Annotated in this window: 17 protein-coding genes, 1 tRNA gene and 1 pseudogene; 12 read left to right on the top strand and 7 right to left on the bottom strand. The window is 61.3% G+C overall.

The features are described 5' to 3' along the window. The first annotated feature begins 124 nt into the window (after positions 1-124). The 8 genes from M5C71_RS02180 (at position 125) to M5C71_RS02145 (ending at position 10,344) form a co-directional block, all read left to right on the top strand. Positions 125-880 carry a TetR/AcrR family transcriptional regulator gene (locus M5C71_RS02180; RefSeq protein WP_177098979.1) on the top strand — a complete coding sequence of 252 codons (756 nt, stop codon included), beginning with the start codon at positions 125-127 and terminating at the stop codon, positions 878-880. Between the two features lie 176 nt (positions 881-1,056). Beyond that, positions 1,057-4,122 carry a formate dehydrogenase-N subunit alpha gene (fdnG, locus tag M5C71_RS02175; protein WP_248767095.1) on the top strand — a complete coding sequence of 1,022 codons (3,066 nt, stop codon included), beginning with the start codon at positions 1,057-1,059 and terminating at the stop codon, positions 4,120-4,122. After that, positions 4,122-5,063: a formate dehydrogenase subunit beta gene (fdxH, locus tag M5C71_RS02170; protein WP_103494104.1), complete on the top strand. Its 942-nt coding sequence runs from the start codon at positions 4,122-4,124 to the stop codon at positions 5,061-5,063. Before fdnG ends, fdxH begins: the two co-directional genes overlap by 1 nt. Continuing rightward, positions 5,060-5,713 (top strand): formate dehydrogenase subunit gamma, encoded by a 654-nt coding sequence (locus tag M5C71_RS02165; protein WP_103494105.1) that lies wholly within the window; start codon positions 5,060-5,062, stop codon positions 5,711-5,713. Before fdxH ends, M5C71_RS02165 begins: the two co-directional genes overlap by 4 nt. A gap of 4 nt (positions 5,714-5,717) precedes the next feature. Beyond that, positions 5,718-6,641: a formate dehydrogenase accessory protein FdhE gene (gene fdhE / locus M5C71_RS02160; protein ID WP_248767094.1), complete on the top strand. Its 924-nt coding sequence runs from the start codon at positions 5,718-5,720 to the stop codon at positions 6,639-6,641. Positions 6,642-6,724: 83 nt separating this feature from the next. Next, positions 6,725-8,212, top strand: coding sequence for an L-seryl-tRNA(Sec) selenium transferase (gene selA, locus M5C71_RS02155; RefSeq protein WP_248767093.1), 1,488 nt, complete (start codon positions 6,725-6,727; stop codon positions 8,210-8,212). Next, positions 8,209-10,134: a selenocysteine-specific translation elongation factor gene (gene selB / locus M5C71_RS02150; RefSeq protein WP_248767092.1), complete on the top strand. Its 1,926-nt coding sequence runs from the start codon at positions 8,209-8,211 to the stop codon at positions 10,132-10,134. Before selA ends, selB begins: the two co-directional genes overlap by 4 nt. A 114-nt stretch (positions 10,135-10,248) precedes the next feature. Further along, positions 10,249-10,344, top strand: a tRNA-Sec gene (locus M5C71_RS02145). Positions 10,345-10,445: 101 nt separating this feature from the next. On the opposite strand, the gene M5C71_RS02140 is transcribed toward M5C71_RS02145, so the two are convergent. Next, positions 10,446-11,060 carry a TetR/AcrR family transcriptional regulator gene (locus M5C71_RS02140; RefSeq protein ID WP_103494109.1) on the bottom strand — a complete coding sequence of 205 codons (615 nt, stop codon included), beginning with the start codon at positions 11,058-11,060 and terminating at the stop codon, positions 10,446-10,448. Positions 11,061-11,206: 146 nt separating this feature from the next. Here M5C71_RS02140 and M5C71_RS02135 point away from each other — a divergent pair, with 146 nt between their 5' ends. The 4 genes from M5C71_RS02135 to M5C71_RS02120 all read left to right on the top strand — a co-directional run bounded on the left by M5C71_RS02135 (position 11,207) and on the right by M5C71_RS02120 (position 13,357). Next, complete coding sequence (locus tag M5C71_RS02135) at positions 11,207-11,647, top strand: hotdog fold domain-containing protein (RefSeq protein WP_103494110.1); 441 nt, start codon at positions 11,207-11,209, stop codon at positions 11,645-11,647. Positions 11,648-11,727: 80 nt separating this feature from the next. Then, positions 11,728-12,138, top strand: a complete 411-nt coding sequence (locus tag M5C71_RS02130; RefSeq protein ID WP_103494111.1) for a DUF2946 domain-containing protein — start codon at positions 11,728-11,730, stop codon at positions 12,136-12,138. A 125-nt stretch (positions 12,139-12,263) separates the two neighbouring features. Continuing rightward, positions 12,264-12,869: an SCO family protein gene (locus M5C71_RS02125; protein ID WP_103494112.1), complete on the top strand. Its 606-nt coding sequence runs from the start codon at positions 12,264-12,266 to the stop codon at positions 12,867-12,869. A 29-nt stretch (positions 12,870-12,898) separates the two neighbouring features. Continuing rightward, positions 12,899-13,357: a copper chaperone PCu(A)C gene (locus M5C71_RS02120; protein WP_248767091.1), complete on the top strand. Its 459-nt coding sequence runs from the start codon at positions 12,899-12,901 to the stop codon at positions 13,355-13,357. 75 nt (positions 13,358-13,432) lie between these two features. Here the strand turns inward: M5C71_RS02120 and M5C71_RS33720 are convergent. From M5C71_RS33720 to M5C71_RS02090, 6 genes and pseudogenes are all read right to left on the bottom strand, one after another. Next, positions 13,433-13,570, bottom strand: a pseudogene (locus M5C71_RS33720) (type VI secretion system protein TssA); the annotation flags it as partial. A 366-nt stretch (positions 13,571-13,936) separates the two neighbouring features. After that, positions 13,937-14,293, bottom strand: coding sequence for a DUF1640 domain-containing protein (locus M5C71_RS02110; RefSeq protein ID WP_248767089.1), 357 nt, complete (start codon positions 14,291-14,293; stop codon positions 13,937-13,939). A 295-nt stretch (positions 14,294-14,588) separates the two neighbouring features. Continuing rightward, positions 14,589-16,589, bottom strand: a complete 2,001-nt coding sequence (locus tag M5C71_RS02105) for a U32 family peptidase (RefSeq protein WP_248767088.1) — start codon at positions 16,587-16,589, stop codon at positions 14,589-14,591. A gap of 122 nt (positions 16,590-16,711) precedes the next feature. After that, a complete protein-coding gene (locus M5C71_RS02100; protein WP_103494116.1) occupies positions 16,712-17,092 on the bottom strand; it encodes a RidA family protein in 381 nt (126 codons plus the stop codon). 72 nt (positions 17,093-17,164) lie between these two features. Further along, a complete protein-coding gene (locus M5C71_RS02095; RefSeq protein ID WP_218171190.1) occupies positions 17,165-18,220 on the bottom strand; it encodes a sulfotransferase in 1,056 nt (351 codons plus the stop codon). 66 nt (positions 18,221-18,286) lie between these two features. Next, positions 18,287-19,963 (bottom strand): bifunctional sulfate adenylyltransferase/adenylylsulfate kinase, encoded by a 1,677-nt coding sequence (locus M5C71_RS02090; RefSeq protein WP_103494117.1) that lies wholly within the window; start codon positions 19,961-19,963, stop codon positions 18,287-18,289. Positions 19,964-20,035: the final 72 nt, after the last annotated feature.

Below are 20,035 nucleotides of genomic sequence, written 5' to 3'. Positions count from 1 at the left end.
GATAAGACACGGTACCCGGCGTAGAGGCTTGCTTTCAAAGGCTTTCACGGGTATAAAAAATCAAATTTATTTTTAAAACACTGTTCATCCGGTCAAATTTTCACCCCGCAAAGGCTCCTCACATATGGTCGCAAAGAAACTCAGTGCCCCGAATGTCACCAAGACCCGACTACTGGATGCCACGGAGGCACTGTTTATCAAATACGGCTACGACGCCGTGTTATTGCGCCAGATCACGGAGCGCGCCCAGGTCAACCTGGCCGCGGTGAACTATCACTTCGGGGACAAGGATTCCCTGATGACCGCCTTGCTCATGCAGCGCCTCGGGCCGCTCAACGAGCAGCGCCTGGAACTGTTGGCCAAATGCGAGGAACAGGCGGACGGCCCGCTGGACTGCGAGACCCTGCTGGGGGTTCTGTTCGCCCCGGCCATGGGCCTGGAACGCAGCGGCGATGGTGATGAAAGCCGCTCCTTCATTCGTTTCCTGGGGCGGGTCTACAGCGACACCTCACCCTTTATCCAGGAGTACCTCAAGGAGCATTACCAGCCGGTTTTCGAGCGTTTCTTCAAGGCCTTCGCCCTGGCGCTGCCGGATATGCCGCGCAATGAAGTCGGGGTGCGCCTGCAATTCGCCCTCAAGGCGATTTCCGGGGTGATTGCCGGGACCGAGCTGCGTTTCCTGATGCAGGCCATGAGCCTGGGGCGCCCGGCCACGGATGCCGAAGTCATGGCCAAGCTGATCAGCCTGGTCTCGGCGGCCATCCATGCGCCGATGCAGGACCACAAAGCCGAGCAGGCGCTGGAGCGCGTGCTGCAGACCCAACGCTCGATTCGCCAGCAGGGCGTGCCGGTCACGGCCAAGGTGGCCGGCAAACCATAGCGGATTGATCCCTCGTGTATTGGCGCGCCCATGTTTGAGCAGATACCGATGATCAGGTCACGTCGCACAATCGCCAATCATGGCTAGAGTGAAACTGACGGCAATTGTGCCGCCACCGTGATCGTTTCAAAGAGCCCGGCACCTGACCGGGACCTTCACCTGATCGGGAGTACGCGATGGATCTCAACCGTCGTCAGTTCTTCAAGGTCGCCGCCATCGGCCTTGGAGGCTCGAGTCTGGCCGCGTTGGGCATGGCCCCGACGCCTGCCTTCGCCGAGCAAGTGCGCCACTTCAAACTCACCCATACCCATGAAACCCGCAACACCTGCCCGTATTGCTCGGTCGGTTGCGGGCTGATCATGTACAGCCAGGGTGATACCGCGAAGAACGTGGTCCAGGACATCATCCATATCGAGGGCGATGCCGACCATCCGGTCAATCGCGGCACCCTGTGCCCCAAAGGCGCCGGCCTGCTGGACTTCATCCACAGCCCTGATCGCCTCAAGTACCCGCAGGTACGCAAGCCGGGCAGCCAGGAATGGACCCGGGTTTCCTGGGATGAGGCGCTGGACCGCGTCAGCGACCTGATCAAGGCCGACCGCGACGCCAACTTCATCGAGAAGAACGCCCAGGGGCAGACGGTCAACCGCTGGCTGACCACCGGATTTCTCGCCGCTTCGGCGGCGTCCAACGAAGCCGGTTACCTGACCCACAAGGTCATTCGCAGTCTCGGCATGCTGGGGTTCGACAACCAGGCACGTGTCTGACACGGCCCGACGGTGGCAAGTCTTGCCCCGACGTACGGCCGTGGCGCCATGACCAACACCTGGACCGATATCGCCAACGCGAATCTGATCCTGGTAATGGGTGGCAATGCCGCTGAAGCGCATCCGTGCGGCTTCAAATGGGTGACCGAAGCCAAGGCCCACAACCAGGCACGCCTGATCGTGGTCGACCCGCGTTTTACCCGGACCGCCTCGGTGGCCGACTATTACGCGCCGATCCGTACCGGCAGCGATATCGCCTTTATGGGCGGGCTGATCAATTTCCTGCTGACCGAGGACAAGATCCAGCACGAATATGTGCGCAACTACACCGACGTATCGTTTATCGTCAAAGCCGGCTTCGGCTTCGAGGACGGGCTGTTCAGCGGCTACGACGCGGCCAGCCGCACCTATACCGACAAGTCCTCCTGGGGGTATGAGCTGGGCGAGGACGGTTTCGCCAAGATCGACCCGAGCCTGCAACACGAGCGCTGCGTCTACCAACTGATGAAACAGCACTACAGCCGCTACAGCCTGGAACTGGCGAGCCAGACCTGCGGCATGCCCCAGGACGCCATGCGCAAGATCTGGGACGAAATCGCCACCTGCTCGCAACCGGGCAAGACCATGACGATTCTCTATGCCCTGGGTTGGACCCAGCACTCCATCGGCTCGCAGATCATCCGCAGTGCGGCCATGGTCCAGCTGTTGCTGGGTAACGTCGGCATGCCCGGCGGCGGGGTCAATGCCTTGCGCGGTCACTCCAATATCCAGGGGCTGACGGACCTCGGGCTGTTGTCCAATTCGCTGCCCGGCTACCTGACCCTGGCCTCCGATGCCGAGCAGGACTACGACACCTATATCTCCAAGCGCGCCCTCAAACCCTTGCGTCCCGGCCAGTTGTCCTACTGGCAGAACTACGGCAAGTTCCATGTCAGCCTGATGAAAGCCTGGTATGGCGCCAATGCCACCGCCGAAAACCACTGGGGCTACGACTGGCTGCCCAAGCTCGACAACCCCGGCTACGACATCCTGCGCATGTTCGACCGGATGGGCCAGGGGCTGGTCAACGGCTATATCTGCCAGGGCTTCAACCCGATTGCCGCGCTGCCCGACAAGAACCGGGTGACCGCGGCGCTGGGCAAACTCAAGTGGCTGGTGGTGATGGATCCGCTGTCCACTGAAACCTCGGAGTTCTGGCGCAACGCCGGACCTTACAACGATGTCGACACCAGCAGTATCCAGACCGAGGTCATTCGCTTTCCGACCACCTGCTTCGCCGAGGAGGATGGCTCGCTGACCAATAGCAGCCGCTGGCTGCAATGGCACTGGAAAGGCGCCGAGGGGCCTGGGGAAACCCGCACCGACGTGAAGATCATGAGCGAACTGTTCCTGCGTCTGCGCAAACGTTATCAGGCCGATGGCGGCGCTTTCCCCGAGCCGATCCTCAAGCTCAGCTGGCCGTACAAGATCGCTGATGAACCGTCACCGGAGGAACTGGCGCGGGAAATCAACGGTTACGCCAGCGCGGACTTCACCGATGCCACGGGGACTGCCATGAAGACCGGCCAGCAACTGGCCGGATTCGCCCAGCTCAAGGACGACGGCAGCACCGCTTCGGGCTGCTGGATCTTCTGCGGCAGCTGGACCGAGCAGGGCAACCAGATGGCCCGGCGCGACAACAGCGATCCCTATGGCATGAAACAGCACCTGGGTTGGGCCTGGGCCTGGCCGATGAACCGGCGCATTCTCTACAACCGTGCATCCGCCGACACCCAGGGCAAGCCCTGGTCGCCGGAAAAACGCCTGGTGTGGTGGAACGGCAAGGCCTGGGGCGGCACTGACGTGCCCGACTACAAACCCGATGTACCGCCGGAAGCCGGGATGAACCCGTTCATCATGAACCCCGAGGGCGTGGCGCGGTTCTTTGCCGTGGACAAGATGGCCGAAGGGCCGTTCCCGGAACATTACGAGCCGTTCGAAACCCCCATCGGCATCAACCCGCTGCACCCGGACAACAAGAAGGTCACCAGCAACCCGGCGGCCCGGATCTTCGATTCGGTCTGGGACAGTCTGGGCGTGGCGAAGGATTTCCCCTATGCCGCGACCACTTACCGGCTGACCGAACATTTCCACTTCTGGAGCAAGCACTGCAAGCTCAACGCCATTGCCCAGCCCGAGCAGTTCGTCGAGATCGGCGAGCTCCTGGCCAAGGAGAAGGGCATCGCCGCCGGCGACCGGGTGCGGGTCAGCTCCAAGCGCGGGCATATCGAGGCGGTGGCGGTGGTGACCAAACGGATTCGGCCGCTGCAGGTCAACAACCAGGTCGTGCACCACATCGGCATCCCGTTGCACTGGGGATTCACCGGGGTGGCGCGGCATGGCTACCTGACCAACACCCTGGTGCCGTTCCTCGGCGATGGTAATTCACAGACCCCGGAATCCAAGTCATTCCTGGTCAACGTGGAGAAAATCTGATGGCCAGCCAAGACATCATTGCCCGTTCGGCGACCACCACCTTGCCGCCCTCTGTGCGCCAGCAGGAAGAAGTCGCCAAACTGATCGACACCACCAAGTGCATCGGCTGCAAGGCCTGCCAGGTGGCGTGTTCGGAATGGAACGAGCTGCGCGACGAGGTCGGCCATAACCATGGCACCTACGACAACCCCCAGGACCTGAGTGCCGAAAGCTGGACCCTGATGCGCTTCACCGAGCATGAAAATGCCGCCGGCAACTTGGAGTGGCTGATCCGCAAGGACGGTTGCATGCACTGCGCCGACCCCGGCTGCCTGAAGGCCTGCCCCAGCCCGGGGGCGATCATCAAGCACGCCAATGGCATCGTCGATTTCAACCAGGACCATTGCATCGGTTGCGGTTACTGCATCACCGGTTGCCCCTTCGACATACCGCGCATCTCGCAGAAGGACCACAAGGCCTACAAGTGCACGCTGTGTTCGGACCGGGTGGCGGTGGGACTGGAGCCGGCCTGTGTGAAAACCTGCCCGACCGGGGCGATTGTCTTTGGCAGCAAGGAGGACATGAAGGAACACGCCGCCGAACGCATTGTCGACCTCAAGTCCCGCGGCTTCGACCAGGCCGGCTTGTACGACCCGGCCGGGGTCGGCGGCACCCATGTGATGTACGTGCTGCACCACGCCGACCAGCCGTCGCTGTACGCCGGCCTGCCGAACCAGCCGAGTATCAGCCCCTTTGTCGAATTGTGGAAAGGCATCAGCAAGCCCCTGGGCCTGCTGGCGATGGGCGCCGCGGTGCTGGCGGGCTTTTTCCACTACGTGCGCATCGGCCCGCAACGGGTGGAGGAGGACGAGCATCCGGCGCCCCCGGACAGCAGCGTCCATCAGGTCGATCCGAGCGTGCATGTCTTTGATCCGAAAACCGGTGAGGAGCCACGGCCATGAGCGACAAGCCGATCCTGCGTTATACCGCCAACCAGCGCACCAATCACTGGTTGGTGGCGATCCTGTTCTTTATGGCCGGCCTGTCCGGGCTGGCGCTGTTTCACCCGTCGTTGTTCTGGCTCAGCCAACTGTTCGGCGGCGGTCCCTGGACCCGTATCCTGCATCCGTTCATGGGCCTGCTGATGTTCGTGCTGTTCCTCGGATTGGTGATCCGCTTCTGGCGGGCCAACTTCTTTATCGCCAACGACCGCTTGTGGCTCAAACGGGTTGATCGGGTGATCCGTAACGAGGAGGAGGGCGTACCGCCGATCGGCAAGTACAACCCCGGGCAGAAACTGCTGTTCTGGACGCTGCTGGCCTGCATGCTGGTCTTGCTGTTCAGCGGCGTGGTGATCTGGCGGGCGTATTTCAGCCAGTACTTCGGCATCGGCAGCATTCGCCTGGCGGTGTTGCTCCATGCCCTGGCGGCGTTCGTACTGGTGTTGAGCATCATCGTGCATATTTATGCCGGTATCTGGATCAAGGGCTCGGTCGGGGCCATGCTGCATGGCTGGGTCAGCCGTGCCTGGGCACGCAAACACCATGAGTTGTGGTATCGCGAGGTGACCCGGAACGAAGCCTCGACCGCCGAGCCACGGAAAAAGGGATAAGCGCTTGAGCACGATATTGGAACCTGGACAGATCGAGGCTTCGGCCAGTTCGCCGCCGTTTCTGCATCTGCCGCCGCCAACGCTGTTCGCCCTGCGCGCAGCGCGGCTGGAGCAGTTGGCGGTCGGGCATCCGCTGGCCGAATATATCGGACTGGTGGCCGGGCTTTGTCGGGTGCAGCAGCAACTGCTGGATCAACCGCCAAGCACCGCGCTTCCCGATCCTGAGCGCCAGCGGTTGTGCCTGGAGCACGGTCTGCCACCGTTGGCTGCTGACAGTCTGGTGCGCGAGGATCTTTGGCTGCCTTGGCTGGATGCGTTGCTGTCGGGTTATGTGACCACAGCTCCAGCCGTACGGCAGGCCATCAGCACCTTGCAGGATAGCCGGGCCGGACAACGCAAAGTGTGGGCGCTGGCCTTGTTGGGAGGTCAATATGCCGGGTTGCCGGCAGCACTGGTGCCATTTCTTGGTGCGGCCTTGCAGGCGGCCTGGAGCTATTGGCTGCTGAGCGTGCCGAACCTGGCCTTGAAACCCGGCGACAGCCTGAGCCAATGCCCGGCCTGCGGTTCGCCGGCCATGGCCGGGGTGATCCGCCACCGGGGCAAGTTCAATGGCCTGCGTTACCTGGTGTGTTCACTGTGCGCCTGCGAGTGGCATGTGGTACGGGTCAAATGCATCTACTGCGAACAGAGCAAGGGGCTCAAGTACCTGAGCCTGGGGGATGACGGCCATGGTGCCGGTCATGCGCCGTTACGGGCGGAAATCTGCCCGGGCTGTAACAGCTATCTCAAGCTGCTCTATCTGGAAGAAGATGCCGAGGCCGAGGCGCTGTCAGCTGATATCACCAGCCTGGCGCTGGATATTCGTCTCGATCAGGAAGGGTATCTGCGCCAGGCACCGAATCTGTTGCTGGCGCCAGGGGGCGATTAGGCGATGGCGTCGTGCCCCTCCCTCAAGGAACGAGCGAGGCGTCTACACTCAGGTTTCCGCATCGCGTCTTCAGGAAACCGCTGATGTCCTCGAGCCTTGCCGCTGTCCCGCCACGTCTGCCTTCCATCGATAGCCTGCTGCGCGACCCTGCTTGCCAGCCCCTGGCCGAGCGCTATGGTCGGGATGCCTTGCTGACAACCTTGCGGCAGTTGCTCGATGAACTGCGCGAACCGGTCCGTTCGGGCCAGCTCACGGCCAACGAACTGACCCCGCCCGTTCTGGCGGGCCGAGCCGGTGAACGCTTGTTCAACCAGCACCGCAGCCGTGTGCAACGGGTGTTCAACCTGACCGGCACGGTGCTGCACACCAACCTCGGCCGGGCGCTGCTGCCCGAAGAAGCCATAGACGCCATGCAAATCGCCGCCCGTTACCCGCTCAATCTCGAATTCGACCTGCGCAGCGGCAAGCGTGGCGATCGTGACGACCTGATCGAAGGCCTGATTCGCGAACTGACCGGCGCCGAAGCCGTCACCGTGGTCAATAACAATGCCGCCGCCGTGCTGCTGGCCCTCAACAGCCTCGGGCAACGCAAGGAAGGCATCATCTCCCGGGGCGAGTTGATCGAGATCGGCGGGGCCTTTCGCATCCCCGATATCATGGCCCGCGCCGGTGTCCGCCTGCATGAGGTGGGCACCACCAATCGCACCCATGCCCGAGACTACGAAACCGCCATCGGCCCACGTAGCGGCCTGTTGATGCGGGTGCACGCCAGCAACTACAACATCCAGGGCTTTACTGCCCAGGTGCCCACCGCCCGGTTGGCAGAGATTGCCCATCGCCATGGCTTGCCGTTGCTGGAAGACCTGGGCAGCGGTAGCCTGCTTGACCTCACACGCTGGGGCCTGCCCGCCGAACCCACGGTGCGCCAGGCGCTGGAAGACGGCGCCGATATTGTCACCTTCAGCGGCGACAAATTGCTCGGTGGACCCCAGGCCGGGTTGATTGTCGGGCGCAAGGAGTTGATCGCGAAGATCAAGAAGAACCCGCTGAAACGGGCGTTGCGGGTCGACAAGCTGACCCTCGCCGCGCTGGAGGCGGTGCTGGGGTTGTATCGTAACCCGGACCGATTGGCTGAGCGTTTGCCCAGCTTGCGCCTGCTGACCCGACCCCAGGCGGAGATCCTTGCCCAGGCCGAGCGTCTGCGCCCGTTGTTGGCCGGCGTCTTGGGGGAGGGCTGGAACGTCTCGGCGATGCCGGCGCTGGGCATGATCGGCAGCGGTAGCCAACCGGTGGCGCGGCTGCCCAGCGCGGCCTTGTGCCTGCGGGCCAATACCTCGAAGCGCCTGCGCGGGCGCACTTTACATGGGCTGGAGGCCGCGTTGCGGGGGTTGCCGATTCCGGTGTTGGGGCGCATCGATGATGATGCCTTGTGGCTGGATCTGCGTCAGTTGGATGACGAGGCGGTCTGGGTGGCGCAGCTTGCGGGGTTGAACCTCGGGACCGCGTCATCGTTCATCGCGAGCAAGCTTGCTCCTACAAAAAGCGGGCCGCAGGGGAGTCGGACGAGGTGATCGTCGGCACGGCGGGGCATATCGACCATGGCAAGACGAGCCTGCTCCAGGCGCTGACCGGTCAGGCCGGCGACAAGCGCCGCGAGGAGCGCGAGCGCGGCATCACCATCGATCTGGGTTACCTCTATGCCTCGCTGGCGCCCGGCTGCGCGCTGACCGGTTTTATCGATGTGCCCGGCCATGAGCGATTTATCCATAACATGCTGGCCGGCGCCCAGGGGATCGATCTGGTGTTGCTGGTGGTGGCCGCCGATGACGGGGTGATGCCCCAGACCCGCGAGCACCTGGCGATTGTCGAGCTGCTGGGCATTCCCCGGGCGTTGGTGGCGATCAGCAAGTGCGACCGGGTGGACCTTGCGCGCAGGGCCCAGGTGCGCACCGAGATCCAGGCATTGCTGGCGTCCGGCCCTTATGCCCGGGCACCGTTTATCGAGGTTTCCAGTGTCACCGGTGAGGGTATCGAGATCTTGCGTCAGGCATTGCTCGAAGCCCAGGGCGAGGTCCGGCGACGCAGTGATGAGGGCGGCTTTCGCCTGGCGATCGACCGCGCCTTCAATGTACCGGGCAGCGGTATCGTGGTCACCGGCACGGCTTTGTCCGGTCACGTTGGAGCCGGTGATGTCCTGGCCCTTGGACCTACCGGCAAAGCGGTGCGGGTCCGTGGTCTGCACGCGCAGAATCAGGCGGCAAGCAAGGCGTTCGCCGGGCAGCGGGTCGCTTTGAACTTGAGTGCCGAGCGCCTGGCGCTCGAGCAGATTCATCGCGGTCACTGGCTGCTGTCCGAGTGGCTGCATGCCCCGACCCAGCGGCTGGATATCGAACTGCGACTGCTCGCCAGTGAAACCCGCCGGTTCGAACACTTCAGTTCGGTGCATATTCACTTGGGCACCCAGGATGTACTGGGCCGGGTAGCTTTGCTGGATACCACGCAGTTGGCGCCGGGAGGCCGAGCCTTTGCCCAGTTGCTGACCCATGCACCCTTGCAGGCCGTGCACGGTGACCGTCTGGTGTTGCGTGATCAAAGCGCACAACGGACCCTCGGTGGTGGCCGGGTGCTGGATCCCTTTGCGCCAACCCGTCAGCGCCGCAGCCCCGAGCGCCTGGCGCAGTTGCAGGCCTTGGCGCAGGCCCAAAGCCTGGAGACGGTATTGCCGACATTACTTGCCGGCAGCACCGGGGGTCTTGATCCGCAACGCCTGGAGCGTCAGTTCAATCGTCCGCGCAACAGCTGGACGCTGCCCGCCGATATCAGTGTGATCGCCACGCGCCAAGGCTCGTTGTTGTTCAGCAGCACAGGTTGGCAAGCCCAGAAGGACGCCTTGCTCGCGCAACTGGCACGTTTTCACAGCCTGGAGCCCGATCAACTGGGGCCGGACCGCGATCGCCTGCGGCGTTTCGCTGCCTTGGCGCTGGAACGACCGGCATTTATCAGCCTGCTGGACTCGCTGCTCGACGACGCAGCGATTGCAGCAAGCGGCCCCTGGTTGCATTTGCCCGACCATCAGGTCCGCCTGAGCGCAGACGACGAGAACTTGCGGCAACAGCTGCAACCGCTGCTGGATCAGGGCGCAATCGATCCTCCGTGGGTACGCACCCTGGCACTGTCGACCGGGCAGGATGAAAACGCCGTACGCTTGCTGCTGCGCAAGCTGGCGAGGCTGGGGCAGGTGTACCAGGTGGTGCACGATCGTTTTTACACGGAGGCGGCGGTCCGGCAATTGGCGGCTATGCTGGTGCAATTGGCGGCGGATAATCCGACGGTACAGGTGATCGCCTTTCGTGATCGGCTGGGCCTGGGGCGTAAACGCTGTATTCAGATATTGGAGTTTTTCGATCGGATCGGCCTGACCCGGCGTGTCGGCAACTTGCGCTTTATTCGTGCTGACAACGCACTGGCCCGGAGTGCGCCGCAAAACCTGTAGGAACCTGGCTTGCCAGCGAAGAGGCCCTTGAGAGCGCTAAAAGCTTCGCTGGCAAGCCAGGCTCCTACAGGTTTGCAGCGTGCCCAAGGCCTCGTCCAGGCGTACAGATTTCAAGGAAGGCAATCGCGCCCGGTGGCGCGGCCGGGCTTCAAACCCGGTTGGGGACGGCATCCGTTCCCGGGCAGGTTCGACTCCGGCTGCCTTCCGCCACTTTGTGGGAGCGGAGCTTGCCCGCGAAGACGACCGTGAGGTCGCTTAAAGCTTCGTGGGCAAGCTCCGCTCCCAAAGGTTCTGCATCAGTCTTTGAAAGACTAGATCTGCAGCGAGCGCCAGGCCGCTTCGGCCAACTCGTTCCGGAAAGTCACGGGGCGACTCTGGACCCGCCCGGATAACCAGGCCCGGCAATAGTTCTCCGCCTGCCCGACAATCAACGACAGCAACAGCTCGGCCGGAACATTCTTGAGGCCGTCGGCATGGGCCGGCTCGCCCAGCCATTCGCGCAACTGTCGGTTACGCGCCTTGTTACGGGTGGCCAGCTCCGTGGCATGGGGCCCCTGGGCCACGACAAAACGCGCCTGGAACTGGAATCGTGCCCATTGCGGTTGCGCGTCGACCCAATCGACATAGCTGTACACCAACGCCTGCACACCGTCCTGCAATGTCTCGGCAGCCGAGAGATAACGCTCACGCAAACCGGCCTGGTCTTCCAGTGCGGCGAAAAACAGCGCCGCCACCAGCCCCTCCTTGTTGCCGAAGTGGTGATAGATCGCTCCCACGCTGGTGTCGCATTCGGCGCGGATGGTTTCGATGGTCGTGGCTTCGATCCCGTGCTCGTTAAAGCTGGACAGGGCCTGCGCCAGGATCGCGCGTTTCAGTTCGGCCCGACGGCCCGGGTAACAGCGTTCGAGAAGATCGAGGTTTTCCATGGAAGCAACAACCTGAAGTCCGGTGGCAAGGCAGCAATCTTATGAAACAGAAGCCTGAGCTTGACAGATTTTCCATTAACAGAATATTGTTCTTATACAGAATATTATTCTGTTAATCGAACAAGACACCCACCGAGGTACACCCGATGAGCCAGTTCCTGAGTATGTTCACCAGTGCAGGTCCGGAAAAATTCAGTCAGATGGCCTGCCAGATCGCCCCGTACTTCAGCACCATCAATCCGTTGATCAGCGAGCTACGCGCCGGGCATTCGCAGGTGCTGGTGCCGTTTCGTCGGGAAATCACCAATCACCTGGGTACTGTCCACGCCATTGCCCTGTGCAACGCCGCCGAGCTGGCAGCCGGGGTGATGACCGATGTGTCGATTCCCGAGGGTGCGCGCTGGATTCCCAAGGGCATGAGCGTGGAGTACTTGGCCAAGGCCAAGACCGACGTACGTGCCGTGGCCGATGGCAGTGCGGTCGACTGGTCGACGGCGGGAGACAAGATCGTCGTGGTGGACATTCGTGACGAGGAGGGTGTGCAGGTATTCACGGCGCGGATCACCATGAACGTCAAGCTGGCGTAAGCGTTGAACCCGTGGTGCGGCGCCCGATGTGCCATTTTGTCGCACCACCGGCCACAGCGACGGTGTTACATTCTGCGCCCATGAAACCCATCCCGTCCCTTCGACCGTCCGGCCGCCGCCGCACCGGTGCCTGGCTCAGCTTGCTGGCCATGCTGCTGGTCTTCGCCGGCCCGCTGATCGGGCAGGGGCTGAGCCTGGCCCACGGTGCCGGTCCGGCGATCGAGGATATCTGCGGCGCCGTGCCCGGCCTGAACCCGGTGGCGCAGCAAGACTCCGTCCCGGTGGATCATCACGGGACGATGCTCTGGGAAAAGTGCGGTTATTGCTCGCTGCTGTTCCAACACCCGGCCCTGAGCGACTCCCATGCCCTGGCACCTCGCCTGGCACTGGTCCCGATCAGCTTTGCCCACAACCACTTCATCCCCGAGCAAGCCTCGGCCCCGGTTTTTCCGGGGGCCCGTTCTCGTGCACCGCCTCAGGCCAGCGTCTGATCCGCCGCACCGATCATTGTCGAAACGATCTGCTGCCGATAAACCCGACGCCCTGATGTGCGTCAATGTGCATTTATCCGGCAACGCCAGGCCGCGACATCGCTCCATACGAAGGACTACAGAACATGAATGAATTGCTGACTCGCCGCCAGGTCGTTGCCGGCCTTGGCCTGCTCGGCCTCGGCGCGCTGACCGGCTGCGACAGCTCCAACCGCTTGTCGTACAAATACGGCAAGGACCTGAGCGACGAGATCCTCGGGCGGACCTTCAAGCTGAAGGACACCGCGGGCAACGTCAAAACGCTGTCCAGTTACCGCGGCATGATGCCGATGGTGTTTTTCGGCTTCACCCAGTGCCCGGCCGTCTGCCCGACCGCGCTGGCCAGGGCGGTACAGGCCAAGAAGCTGATGGGCGTGGACGGCGATCGATTGCAGGTGATCTTCATCACCCTGGACCCGGAACGCGATACGCCCAAGGTCCTCGATGCCTATGTAAAGGCCTTCGACCCGAGCTTTGTCGCGCTCTACGGCACCCTGGAAGAAACCGCGGCCACCGCCAAGGAATTCAAGGTGTTCTACGAAAAGATCCCCAGCGGTTCGACCTACACGCTGTCCCATTCGGCGACCAGTTTTGTCTATGACACGCGGGGCGTACTGCGCCTGGGACTGTCGCCATCGCTGTCGGCCAAACAGTGCGCCGAAGACTTGCTCACGGTGATGGAAGTCTGCTGATGAATACTCGAATTTATAAGGTTGCGGCCATGAAACCCTTGAACGTCCTGATGTTGTCCCTGCTCGCGTTGCTGAGTGGCCCGGCCTTTGCACAAACCCGCGTGGATGACGCCTGGGTCCGCGCCACCGTACCCGGTCAGCCTTCGACCGGGGCCTTTATGCGGATCACCTCAAGTGACAACGCCAAGCTGCTGGAGGCGAAATCGCCGGCGGCCAAGATCGTGCAGATCCACCAGTCGAAGATGGACAATGACGTGATGAGCATGCAGCCGGTGGCGTTCGTACCGTTGCCGGCGGGCAAGACCGTGGCCATCGAGCCCGAGGGGTATCACGTGATGCTGATCGACTTGGTGGGGCAGGTGAAGGAGGGCGACGAAGTGCCGCTGACCCTGGTGGTGGAAAACGCCAAGGGTGTCAAGGAATCCATTGAAGTCAAGGCCCGCGCCCGGGCACTGAACAGCGTGGCCGATCACGGCGACATGCACTGAAGGTAGACGCCGTATTCAAGGCAAGACCCAGAGCAATCGCCAGATCCGCTGGATATCGGGGTCGGCCTTGATCAACTAGCCAGGCAGTTCCGGCAGCTCCATATTCCCCTAATCCACTGCACGGTTGATCAGGTAGGGCACCGGGCTGTGGGGCTCGACCCGTTTCAGATAGTCGGAAATAACCTTCAACTGCCGGTAGGCGGCCTGGGGTGACGCCGCCATGGGGTTGGCCATGCTCTGGCACATGCCGAAGGGCATGATATTGACCAGGGGAAACAGAAACCGCTGGAAGCTCATGATGGTCAATCACTGGGTGAGGAATGCCCATGCGGCTTACCAGACAGTTGGCTTTGGCAGCGTTCGCGGCTGCTGCTGGACGCCGATCAGCACGGAACCAATCCGCACTGCCGGCAGAGCCTGCCACCCTCGCGGTCTGGGGCAATACACCGGCAGCACAACAGGCCGCGGTGACCGCCATTCGCAACAATACCGCGGGGGCGTCGGTCAACTGGACCGCCGGTGAAAGACTGGCATTCACAACAGCCGACGTTGCCGGAGCGATATTTGTATAGTAGGTGGTCAGGATGACCTGGCCAGTAACTCAAGCCCCATTTTCAGCAGCGGTACCGCGACACAAATAAAAATCAGGCCGAACTGCCAGCGCAGGATTTTGTTCTGCGACTCCAGCCCCGAAATGGAAGAGCGCAGTTCGGCGCCCTGTTCCTTGATCAGTGCGCGCAATTCGACGCCTTGCTCCCTGATGGCTGACCCCAGCTCCGAGATGGAGGCTTTGAGGTGTGTCTCGGTTTGTTGCAAGTCAGATTTTGACGCGAGATTTTCCACATCGGCCTCCCAGGCATCTACAACTGCCTTGGCCTTGTTTGCCGGAATGGTGGCAGCTGTCAGTGCATCGTATAAGGTAAGCGATAGTTTCATCATGCCTCCTGCAATTGACAAGTGACCGGAGACATCTTGACGGCTGCCCCAAGGGCTTGTAGCTATCATCAACATAGCCTTCCTGGCCGTGTGCTGTGAACAACAGCGATCCAGTCCATAGACTCGACTAAACCTGCCAGGATAGATAGTCGGACATTTCCTGGTGTTGCGTAGGTTTGAGAGGAGCATGAGGGTGTATTTAGGAGCGCCCTCGAACAGATGTTGTACCGCATGACTCAGACGCCTGAAAACGGGGAGCTTTAGCTCCCCGTCCTTTTGTCAGCCCCTCATACTCTCAGTGCGGCGCCCGATGAATCGTCTTGAGCAGATCTTCAGGACTGATATGCCCAACGACTTGCTGCACGCCGCTGCCTGGTAGCGGCAGGTCAAGGATATGGCCCTTGATCTTCCCGACTACGTGCATCTCACAAGGCTTGCAGTCGAACTTCAGCGTCAGCACTTCGTCACCGTGGATCAGCTGCATCGGCGCGACCTTGGTGCGCACGCCCGTCACACCCTTGGCCTGCTTGGGGCAGAGGTTGAAGGAGAAACGCAGGCAGTGCTTGGTGATCATCACCGGCACCTCACCGGTCTCCTCGTGCGCCTCGAAGGCTGCGTCGATCAGCTTGACGCCGTGACGGTGATAGAAGTCGCGGGCCTTCTGGTTGTAGACGTTGGCCAGGAACGACAGATGCGAATCCGGGTACACCGGTGGCGGCGTGGTCTCGGCCTTGCGGCTGCCCCGTGGGTGCGCGGCCACACGGGCCACGGTCAGCGCTTCGATCACTTCACGGCGCAAGGTCTTGAGCTGCGAATTAGGGATGAAATACGCCTGTGGCGCATCCAGCTTGATATCCGTGGCGTGGTACTGGGTGGTGCCCAGTTGACCGAGCAGGTCCTGCAGTTGTTCCAGGGCCTGTTCCGGTTTGTTGGCCAGACCGAACGGACCGTCCAGGGCAACGCAGGCGCTGACGCCTTCTTCGCTGGTGGCGGTCAGTTCCAGGCGTTCTTCGCGCAGACGAGCCACCCACGAAAGGCCGATCCGGCGTTCGGCGGAGGTCTTGAGCAGGGCTTGCTGCCAGTTGTGGTCCAGGTTACGGCTCAGCGGATGGTTCGGCCGCAGGTTGTGCAGCCCGGCCGGCATCTCGTTGGGCTCGACGCGGTAGCGATAGCGCTTCTCGCCATCTTCTTCGAATTCGCCCTTGGGTTCGGCGATGTTGGCGCGGAAGCCCACTACCTCGCGCTTGACCTGCACATTGAGGCCGTCGCCGTTGGACAGCGGCTCATGGGTCACCACCTGCATATCGCGCTTGCCGACTTTCTCCACCACGCCCACCGGCAGGCCGGTGAAGGTTGGGGTGTCGAAGGCACCAATGTCGATCTTGCGATCACTGACAAAGTAGTCGGTGCTGCCACGATGGAAGGTTTTCTCCGGATCGGGCAAGAAGAAATGCGCGGTACGACCACTGGAAGCACGGGCCAGGTCCGGGCGGTCTTCGAGGACGTCGTCCAGGCGCTGGCGGTAGTAGGCGGTGATGTTCTTCACATAGCCCATGTCCTTGTAGCGCCCCTCGATCTTGAACGAGCGCACGCCGGCTTCGACCAGGGCGCGAATATTGGCGCTCTGGTTGTTGTCCTTCATCGACAGCAGGTGCTTCTCAAAGGCGACCACACGACCCTGGTCATCTTTCAGGGTGTAGGGCAGGCGACAGGCCTGGGAGCAATCGCCACGGTTGGCGCTACGGCCATTCTGCGCGTGGGAGATATTGCATTGACCGGAGAACGCCACGCACAACGCGCCGTGAATGAAGAACTCGACTGCGGCATCGGTCTCGTCGGCGATGGCGCGGATCTCTTGCAGGTTCAGCTCGCGGGCCAGTACCAGCTGCGAGAAGCCGGCCTGGTCGAGGAACTTCGCCCGTGCCAGGGTGCGGATATCGGTCTGGGTGCTGGCATGCAGCTCGATGGGCGGAATATCCAGCTCCATAACGCCCAGGTCCTGGACGATCAAGGCATCGACGCCGGCATCGTAGAGCTGATGGATCAGCTTGCGGGCCGGTTCCAGTTCGTTGTCGTGCAGGATCGTGTTGATCGTGGTGAACACCCGGGCGTGGTAACGACGGGCGAACTCCACCAATCCGGCGATATCGCTCACTTCGTTGCAGGCGTTGTGGCGCGCGCCGAAGCTCGGGCCGCCGATATACACGGCATCAGCGCCATGCAGGATGGCCTCGCGGGCGATAGCTACGTCGCGGGCGGGGCTGAGCAATTCCAGGTGATGCTTGGGTAGGGACATGTTTTTTTAGTCAGGCTTCACGGTCAAGGCGTGCATTGTAGCGGCGAAACGCCTGACCGACACCCGAATGCTGCCAGTCGGCGACCACTCGCTGAGCGCGGCCGCCGGATAAAACCGCGAACTCAGCCCTTGGCGGCCATCGCGGTGACTTCCACCCGCATGCCTTCGACCGCCAAGGCCGCCACGCCAACGGCTGCGCGCACCGGCCAGGGCTTGGCGAAGAAGCGTTTATAGACTTCGTTGAAGGCGGGGCGATCGGCGATGTCGGTGAGGTAGATGGTCAGGTGCAGAACCCGGTCCATGGAACTGCCGGCTTTTTCCAGTGCCACTTTGAGCGCCTGTAGCGTGCACTCGCTCTGCAGGGTGATGTCGCCCAGTTCCAGGCTGCCGTCGGCACGGGTAGGGATCTGGGTGGAGACCAGCAGGCCGCCGAAACCGGCAACATCGGAGGAGATGGAATCCGCGTCGGGGTCGGGAAGGAAGGTAATGTCTTGGTTCGCCATGAAATTCTCTTGCTTGAGGTGGGATAGGCGGATTATGCCGATTTGCCCGGCTACTCCGCCATCCGCCTGGCGTTATCGACTTCGCTCAAGCCGACTGCGCACCGAGGCCAGGTAGTCCACGCGGTATTGACGCAAAATGTAGTCTTGGAAATTCTTCTGTTCCAAGTCTTGCCAGGCAAATTTGCGGGCGTCACCTGAGCGCTCGGCGGCGTCCACCAACATGTGCGTGTCAAAGGCGAAATTGGCCTCGGTCATGGGCTCATAGCCATATCGCAACATGAACTCCTTGGCCAGGGTCTCGATAACCTCGATCTCCTGGGTGCTCAGTTGCCCTTTGAATTTATCAATATTCGTGGTGATCGGCGAAGAGCTGTTGGATGACCAAAGCGCCGACATTTTCGAAATCTGCCTTGCCTCCCGGGATTCGGAGATGTCGAGCATTTTGTCGAGAAATTCAATGCCGAAAAAATGGCAGATCTGCTTGAGCGTCGATTCTTCATCGAGCAGGAAATCTTCATAGCGTATGGTCAATACGCGCCCGGGGTAACGCTCGATCAAGGATTGCGCCGCTCGATGCGCCGCCACCCAGGTTTGTGCATTGATCAAGGTGTCGAAGTCATGAATGATCGCGCGATTCATTGAAGCGACCTGCGCACGGGGGTCACGGACAACATTGAGCAGCAGCATATTGGGGAAAAGCTGCATGAGTTCATGGGCGTAGTGCACATCGTCGAGCGACTTGTCCATCGCCACATGGGCGTGCTGCTGTTCCGCCGCGCATAACAGCAACTCCCAGGTAATCCGATGCACGCTTCGCGGCTCGTGGCGAACCCGCTCGAAAATATCGATCGGATCGAAAGCGCTACCGGGCCATTTGACGATGCTGGCGGCCTGCAGACCGACAACATCGACCACCATGCGAAAGTAGGCGTTGTCATCGGCGATATCACCGTACAGGGGAACAATCGGCATATAGTCGGCGATGTGCAACGGATAAGGTGAAAAGAACTGCGGATTAAGATTGAGACGTAGGCGCAGAGCATGACTACCGCAGCGACGCAACGGGATCATCAAGATGGGCCGTGGGCGCGCATTGCCAGTGGACACAGGTTTGTCGGTCACGTTCACGTCGTTCTCCTTGGAAACACAGCGGGCTCAGGCTACTTGGATGGGTGTATACAAGGCTGTTGTGGTTCAGGGCTCATGAAGGAGAGAGGAGGGGAGATAGTCCAGCTCGACCAGGGTGGCAATGATCAACTCCACCGCCTGGGCCGCACTCAGGGAGGCGGTGTCAATTCGCAAGTCGGGATAGAGCGGTGCTTCATAGGGGGCATCAATACCCGTCATCCCCGGTAGCTTCCCGGCCCTGGCTTTGGCATACAAACCCTTTCGGTCACGTCTTTCACAAACCTCCAGATCCGCCGCTATATATATTTCGAAAAAGGCCGTCTTGTGGGTGCCGGCCAACTCTCGACAGACCTGGCGCGTACTCGCGTAGGGTGCAATACACGCGCAGATTGCGATCCCGCCGGCCCTGGCGATCTCGATAGCCACAAAACCAATACGCTCTACATTGGCCTCGCGGTCCTCTTTTGAAAAACCGAGCCCCTTGCAGAGGCTATGTCGGACCACATCGCCATCCAGCAAACTCACGGTTCGTCTCCCGTCCTCCCGCAGTCGCACGGCGATGCCATTGGCAATCGTTGACTTGCCGGCGCCAGACAGCCCGGTGAAAAAGAGCACAAAGCCTTGCTGTTGTTTCGGACGATATGAACGACGCAGTTCTGCGACGATATCGGGTGTACTGAACCATTCGGGAATTTCCGCGCCGCTGGCCAGCTTTTCCCTGACGGCGGTTCCCGACAGGCTCAACACGGCGGCACCTGGTGGCACCTCTGAGGCCGGCGCGTAACGTCGCTCCTCCTTGATATACAACATTTCCTCGAAGGCCAGGATCTGCAGGCCGATTTCCTGCGCATGTGCCAACGCCATTTCCTGGGCGGCATAGGGGGAGTAGAACGCGTTGCCGTGCTTATCGTTGCCGGGACCGGCGTGATCACGGCCAACGATAAAGTGCGTGGCACCAAAGTTCTTGCGAATCAGGGCGTGCCAAACGGCCTCACGGGGGCCGCCCATACGCATGGCCAACGGCAGCAATGACAGCAGGACGGCATCGGCGGGGTAAGACTTCAGGGCGTGTTTGTAGCACCTGACACGGGTGTAATAATCGATATCATCCGGTTTGGTCAGCCCGACGACGGGCTGTAGCAACAAGGCCGCATTGGCCTGTTTCATGGCGCGAAGGGTCAGTTCGACATGGGCACAATGCATCGGATTACGTGTTTGAAAGGCAACGACCGCGTCCCAGCCACGACGGGCTATTTCGCGTTTGACTTGCGCGGGCGACAAGCGCAAATCAGAAAAATCATAGTGCGTCACCGAGTCGACTTTTTTGATGATCCCGCCGACATTGAAAGCATGCTGCCGATACAAGGCTGCCACACCGGGATGGCCCTTGTCCTGGGTGCCAAAAACCCGCAACGCCTCGATGTGATGGTCCGGTTGGTAGATTGACTCAATGGCCAGTACGGCTAATGTGAGGCCTTCCGGATCACGTAGCGCCAACTCGCCCCCGGGTACCAACTGATCAGCCAATGCCTGCGGGATATCCAGGGTGATCGGCATTGGCCAAAGGGCACCCGAGCTCAGTCTCATGTGGTGGACGACGCTGAGATAATCCTCTAAACCGAGAAAACCCGTCAGTGGCGAAAAGGCCTCGTTAGCCAGAAGCTCCAGGTCACAGAGTTGTCTCGCGGAGAGCACCCAGAAAGGCAGGGAGGACAGGTTATGCTTTTCTTTGTAGTTCTCCACGAGAAGGTGCCCCTCTTTATTCGAATCGACCCAGTTTAGAACGCACCAAAATCATGATGCGCGCAGAATAAA

The sequence above is a fragment of the Pseudomonas sp. MWU12-2345 genome (assembly GCF_023242385.1).
GTDB classification, from domain to species: domain Bacteria; phylum Pseudomonadota; class Gammaproteobacteria; order Pseudomonadales; family Pseudomonadaceae; genus Aquipseudomonas; species Aquipseudomonas gingeri_D.
The sequence above is the reverse complement of the archived record's forward strand: the minus strand, read 5'-3'. Positions and strand labels throughout refer to the sequence as shown.

Coding starts and splice junctions, on each gene's coding strand:
- M5C71_RS02165 (WP_103494105.1), top strand. CDS start 5,060: ATGAGCGACAAGCCGATCCTGCGTTATACCGCCAACCAGCGCACCAAT.
- M5C71_RS02125 (WP_103494112.1), top strand. CDS start 12,264: ATGAATGAATTGCTGACTCGCCGCCAGGTCGTTGCCGGCCTTGGCCTG.
- M5C71_RS02135 (WP_103494110.1), top strand. CDS start 11,207: ATGAGCCAGTTCCTGAGTATGTTCACCAGTGCAGGTCCGGAAAAATTC.
- M5C71_RS02120 (WP_248767091.1), top strand. CDS start 12,899: ATGAAACCCTTGAACGTCCTGATGTTGTCCCTGCTCGCGTTGCTGAGT.
- M5C71_RS02100 (WP_103494116.1), bottom strand. CDS start 17,092: ATGGCGAACCAAGACATTACCTTCCTTCCCGACCCCGACGCGGATTCC.
- selA (WP_248767093.1), top strand. CDS start 6,725: ATGTCCTCGAGCCTTGCCGCTGTCCCGCCACGTCTGCCTTCCATCGAT.
- M5C71_RS02105 (WP_248767088.1), bottom strand. CDS start 16,589: ATGTCCCTACCCAAGCATCACCTGGAATTGCTCAGCCCCGCCCGCGAC.
- fdxH (WP_103494104.1), top strand. CDS start 4,122: ATGGCCAGCCAAGACATCATTGCCCGTTCGGCGACCACCACCTTGCCG.
- M5C71_RS02110 (WP_248767089.1), bottom strand. CDS start 14,293: ATGAAACTATCGCTTACCTTATACGATGCACTGACAGCTGCCACCATT.
- M5C71_RS02180 (WP_177098979.1), top strand. CDS start 125: ATGGTCGCAAAGAAACTCAGTGCCCCGAATGTCACCAAGACCCGACTA.
- M5C71_RS02140 (WP_103494109.1), bottom strand. CDS start 11,060: ATGGAAAACCTCGATCTTCTCGAACGCTGTTACCCGGGCCGTCGGGCC.
- M5C71_RS02130 (WP_103494111.1), top strand. CDS start 11,728: ATGAAACCCATCCCGTCCCTTCGACCGTCCGGCCGCCGCCGCACCGGT.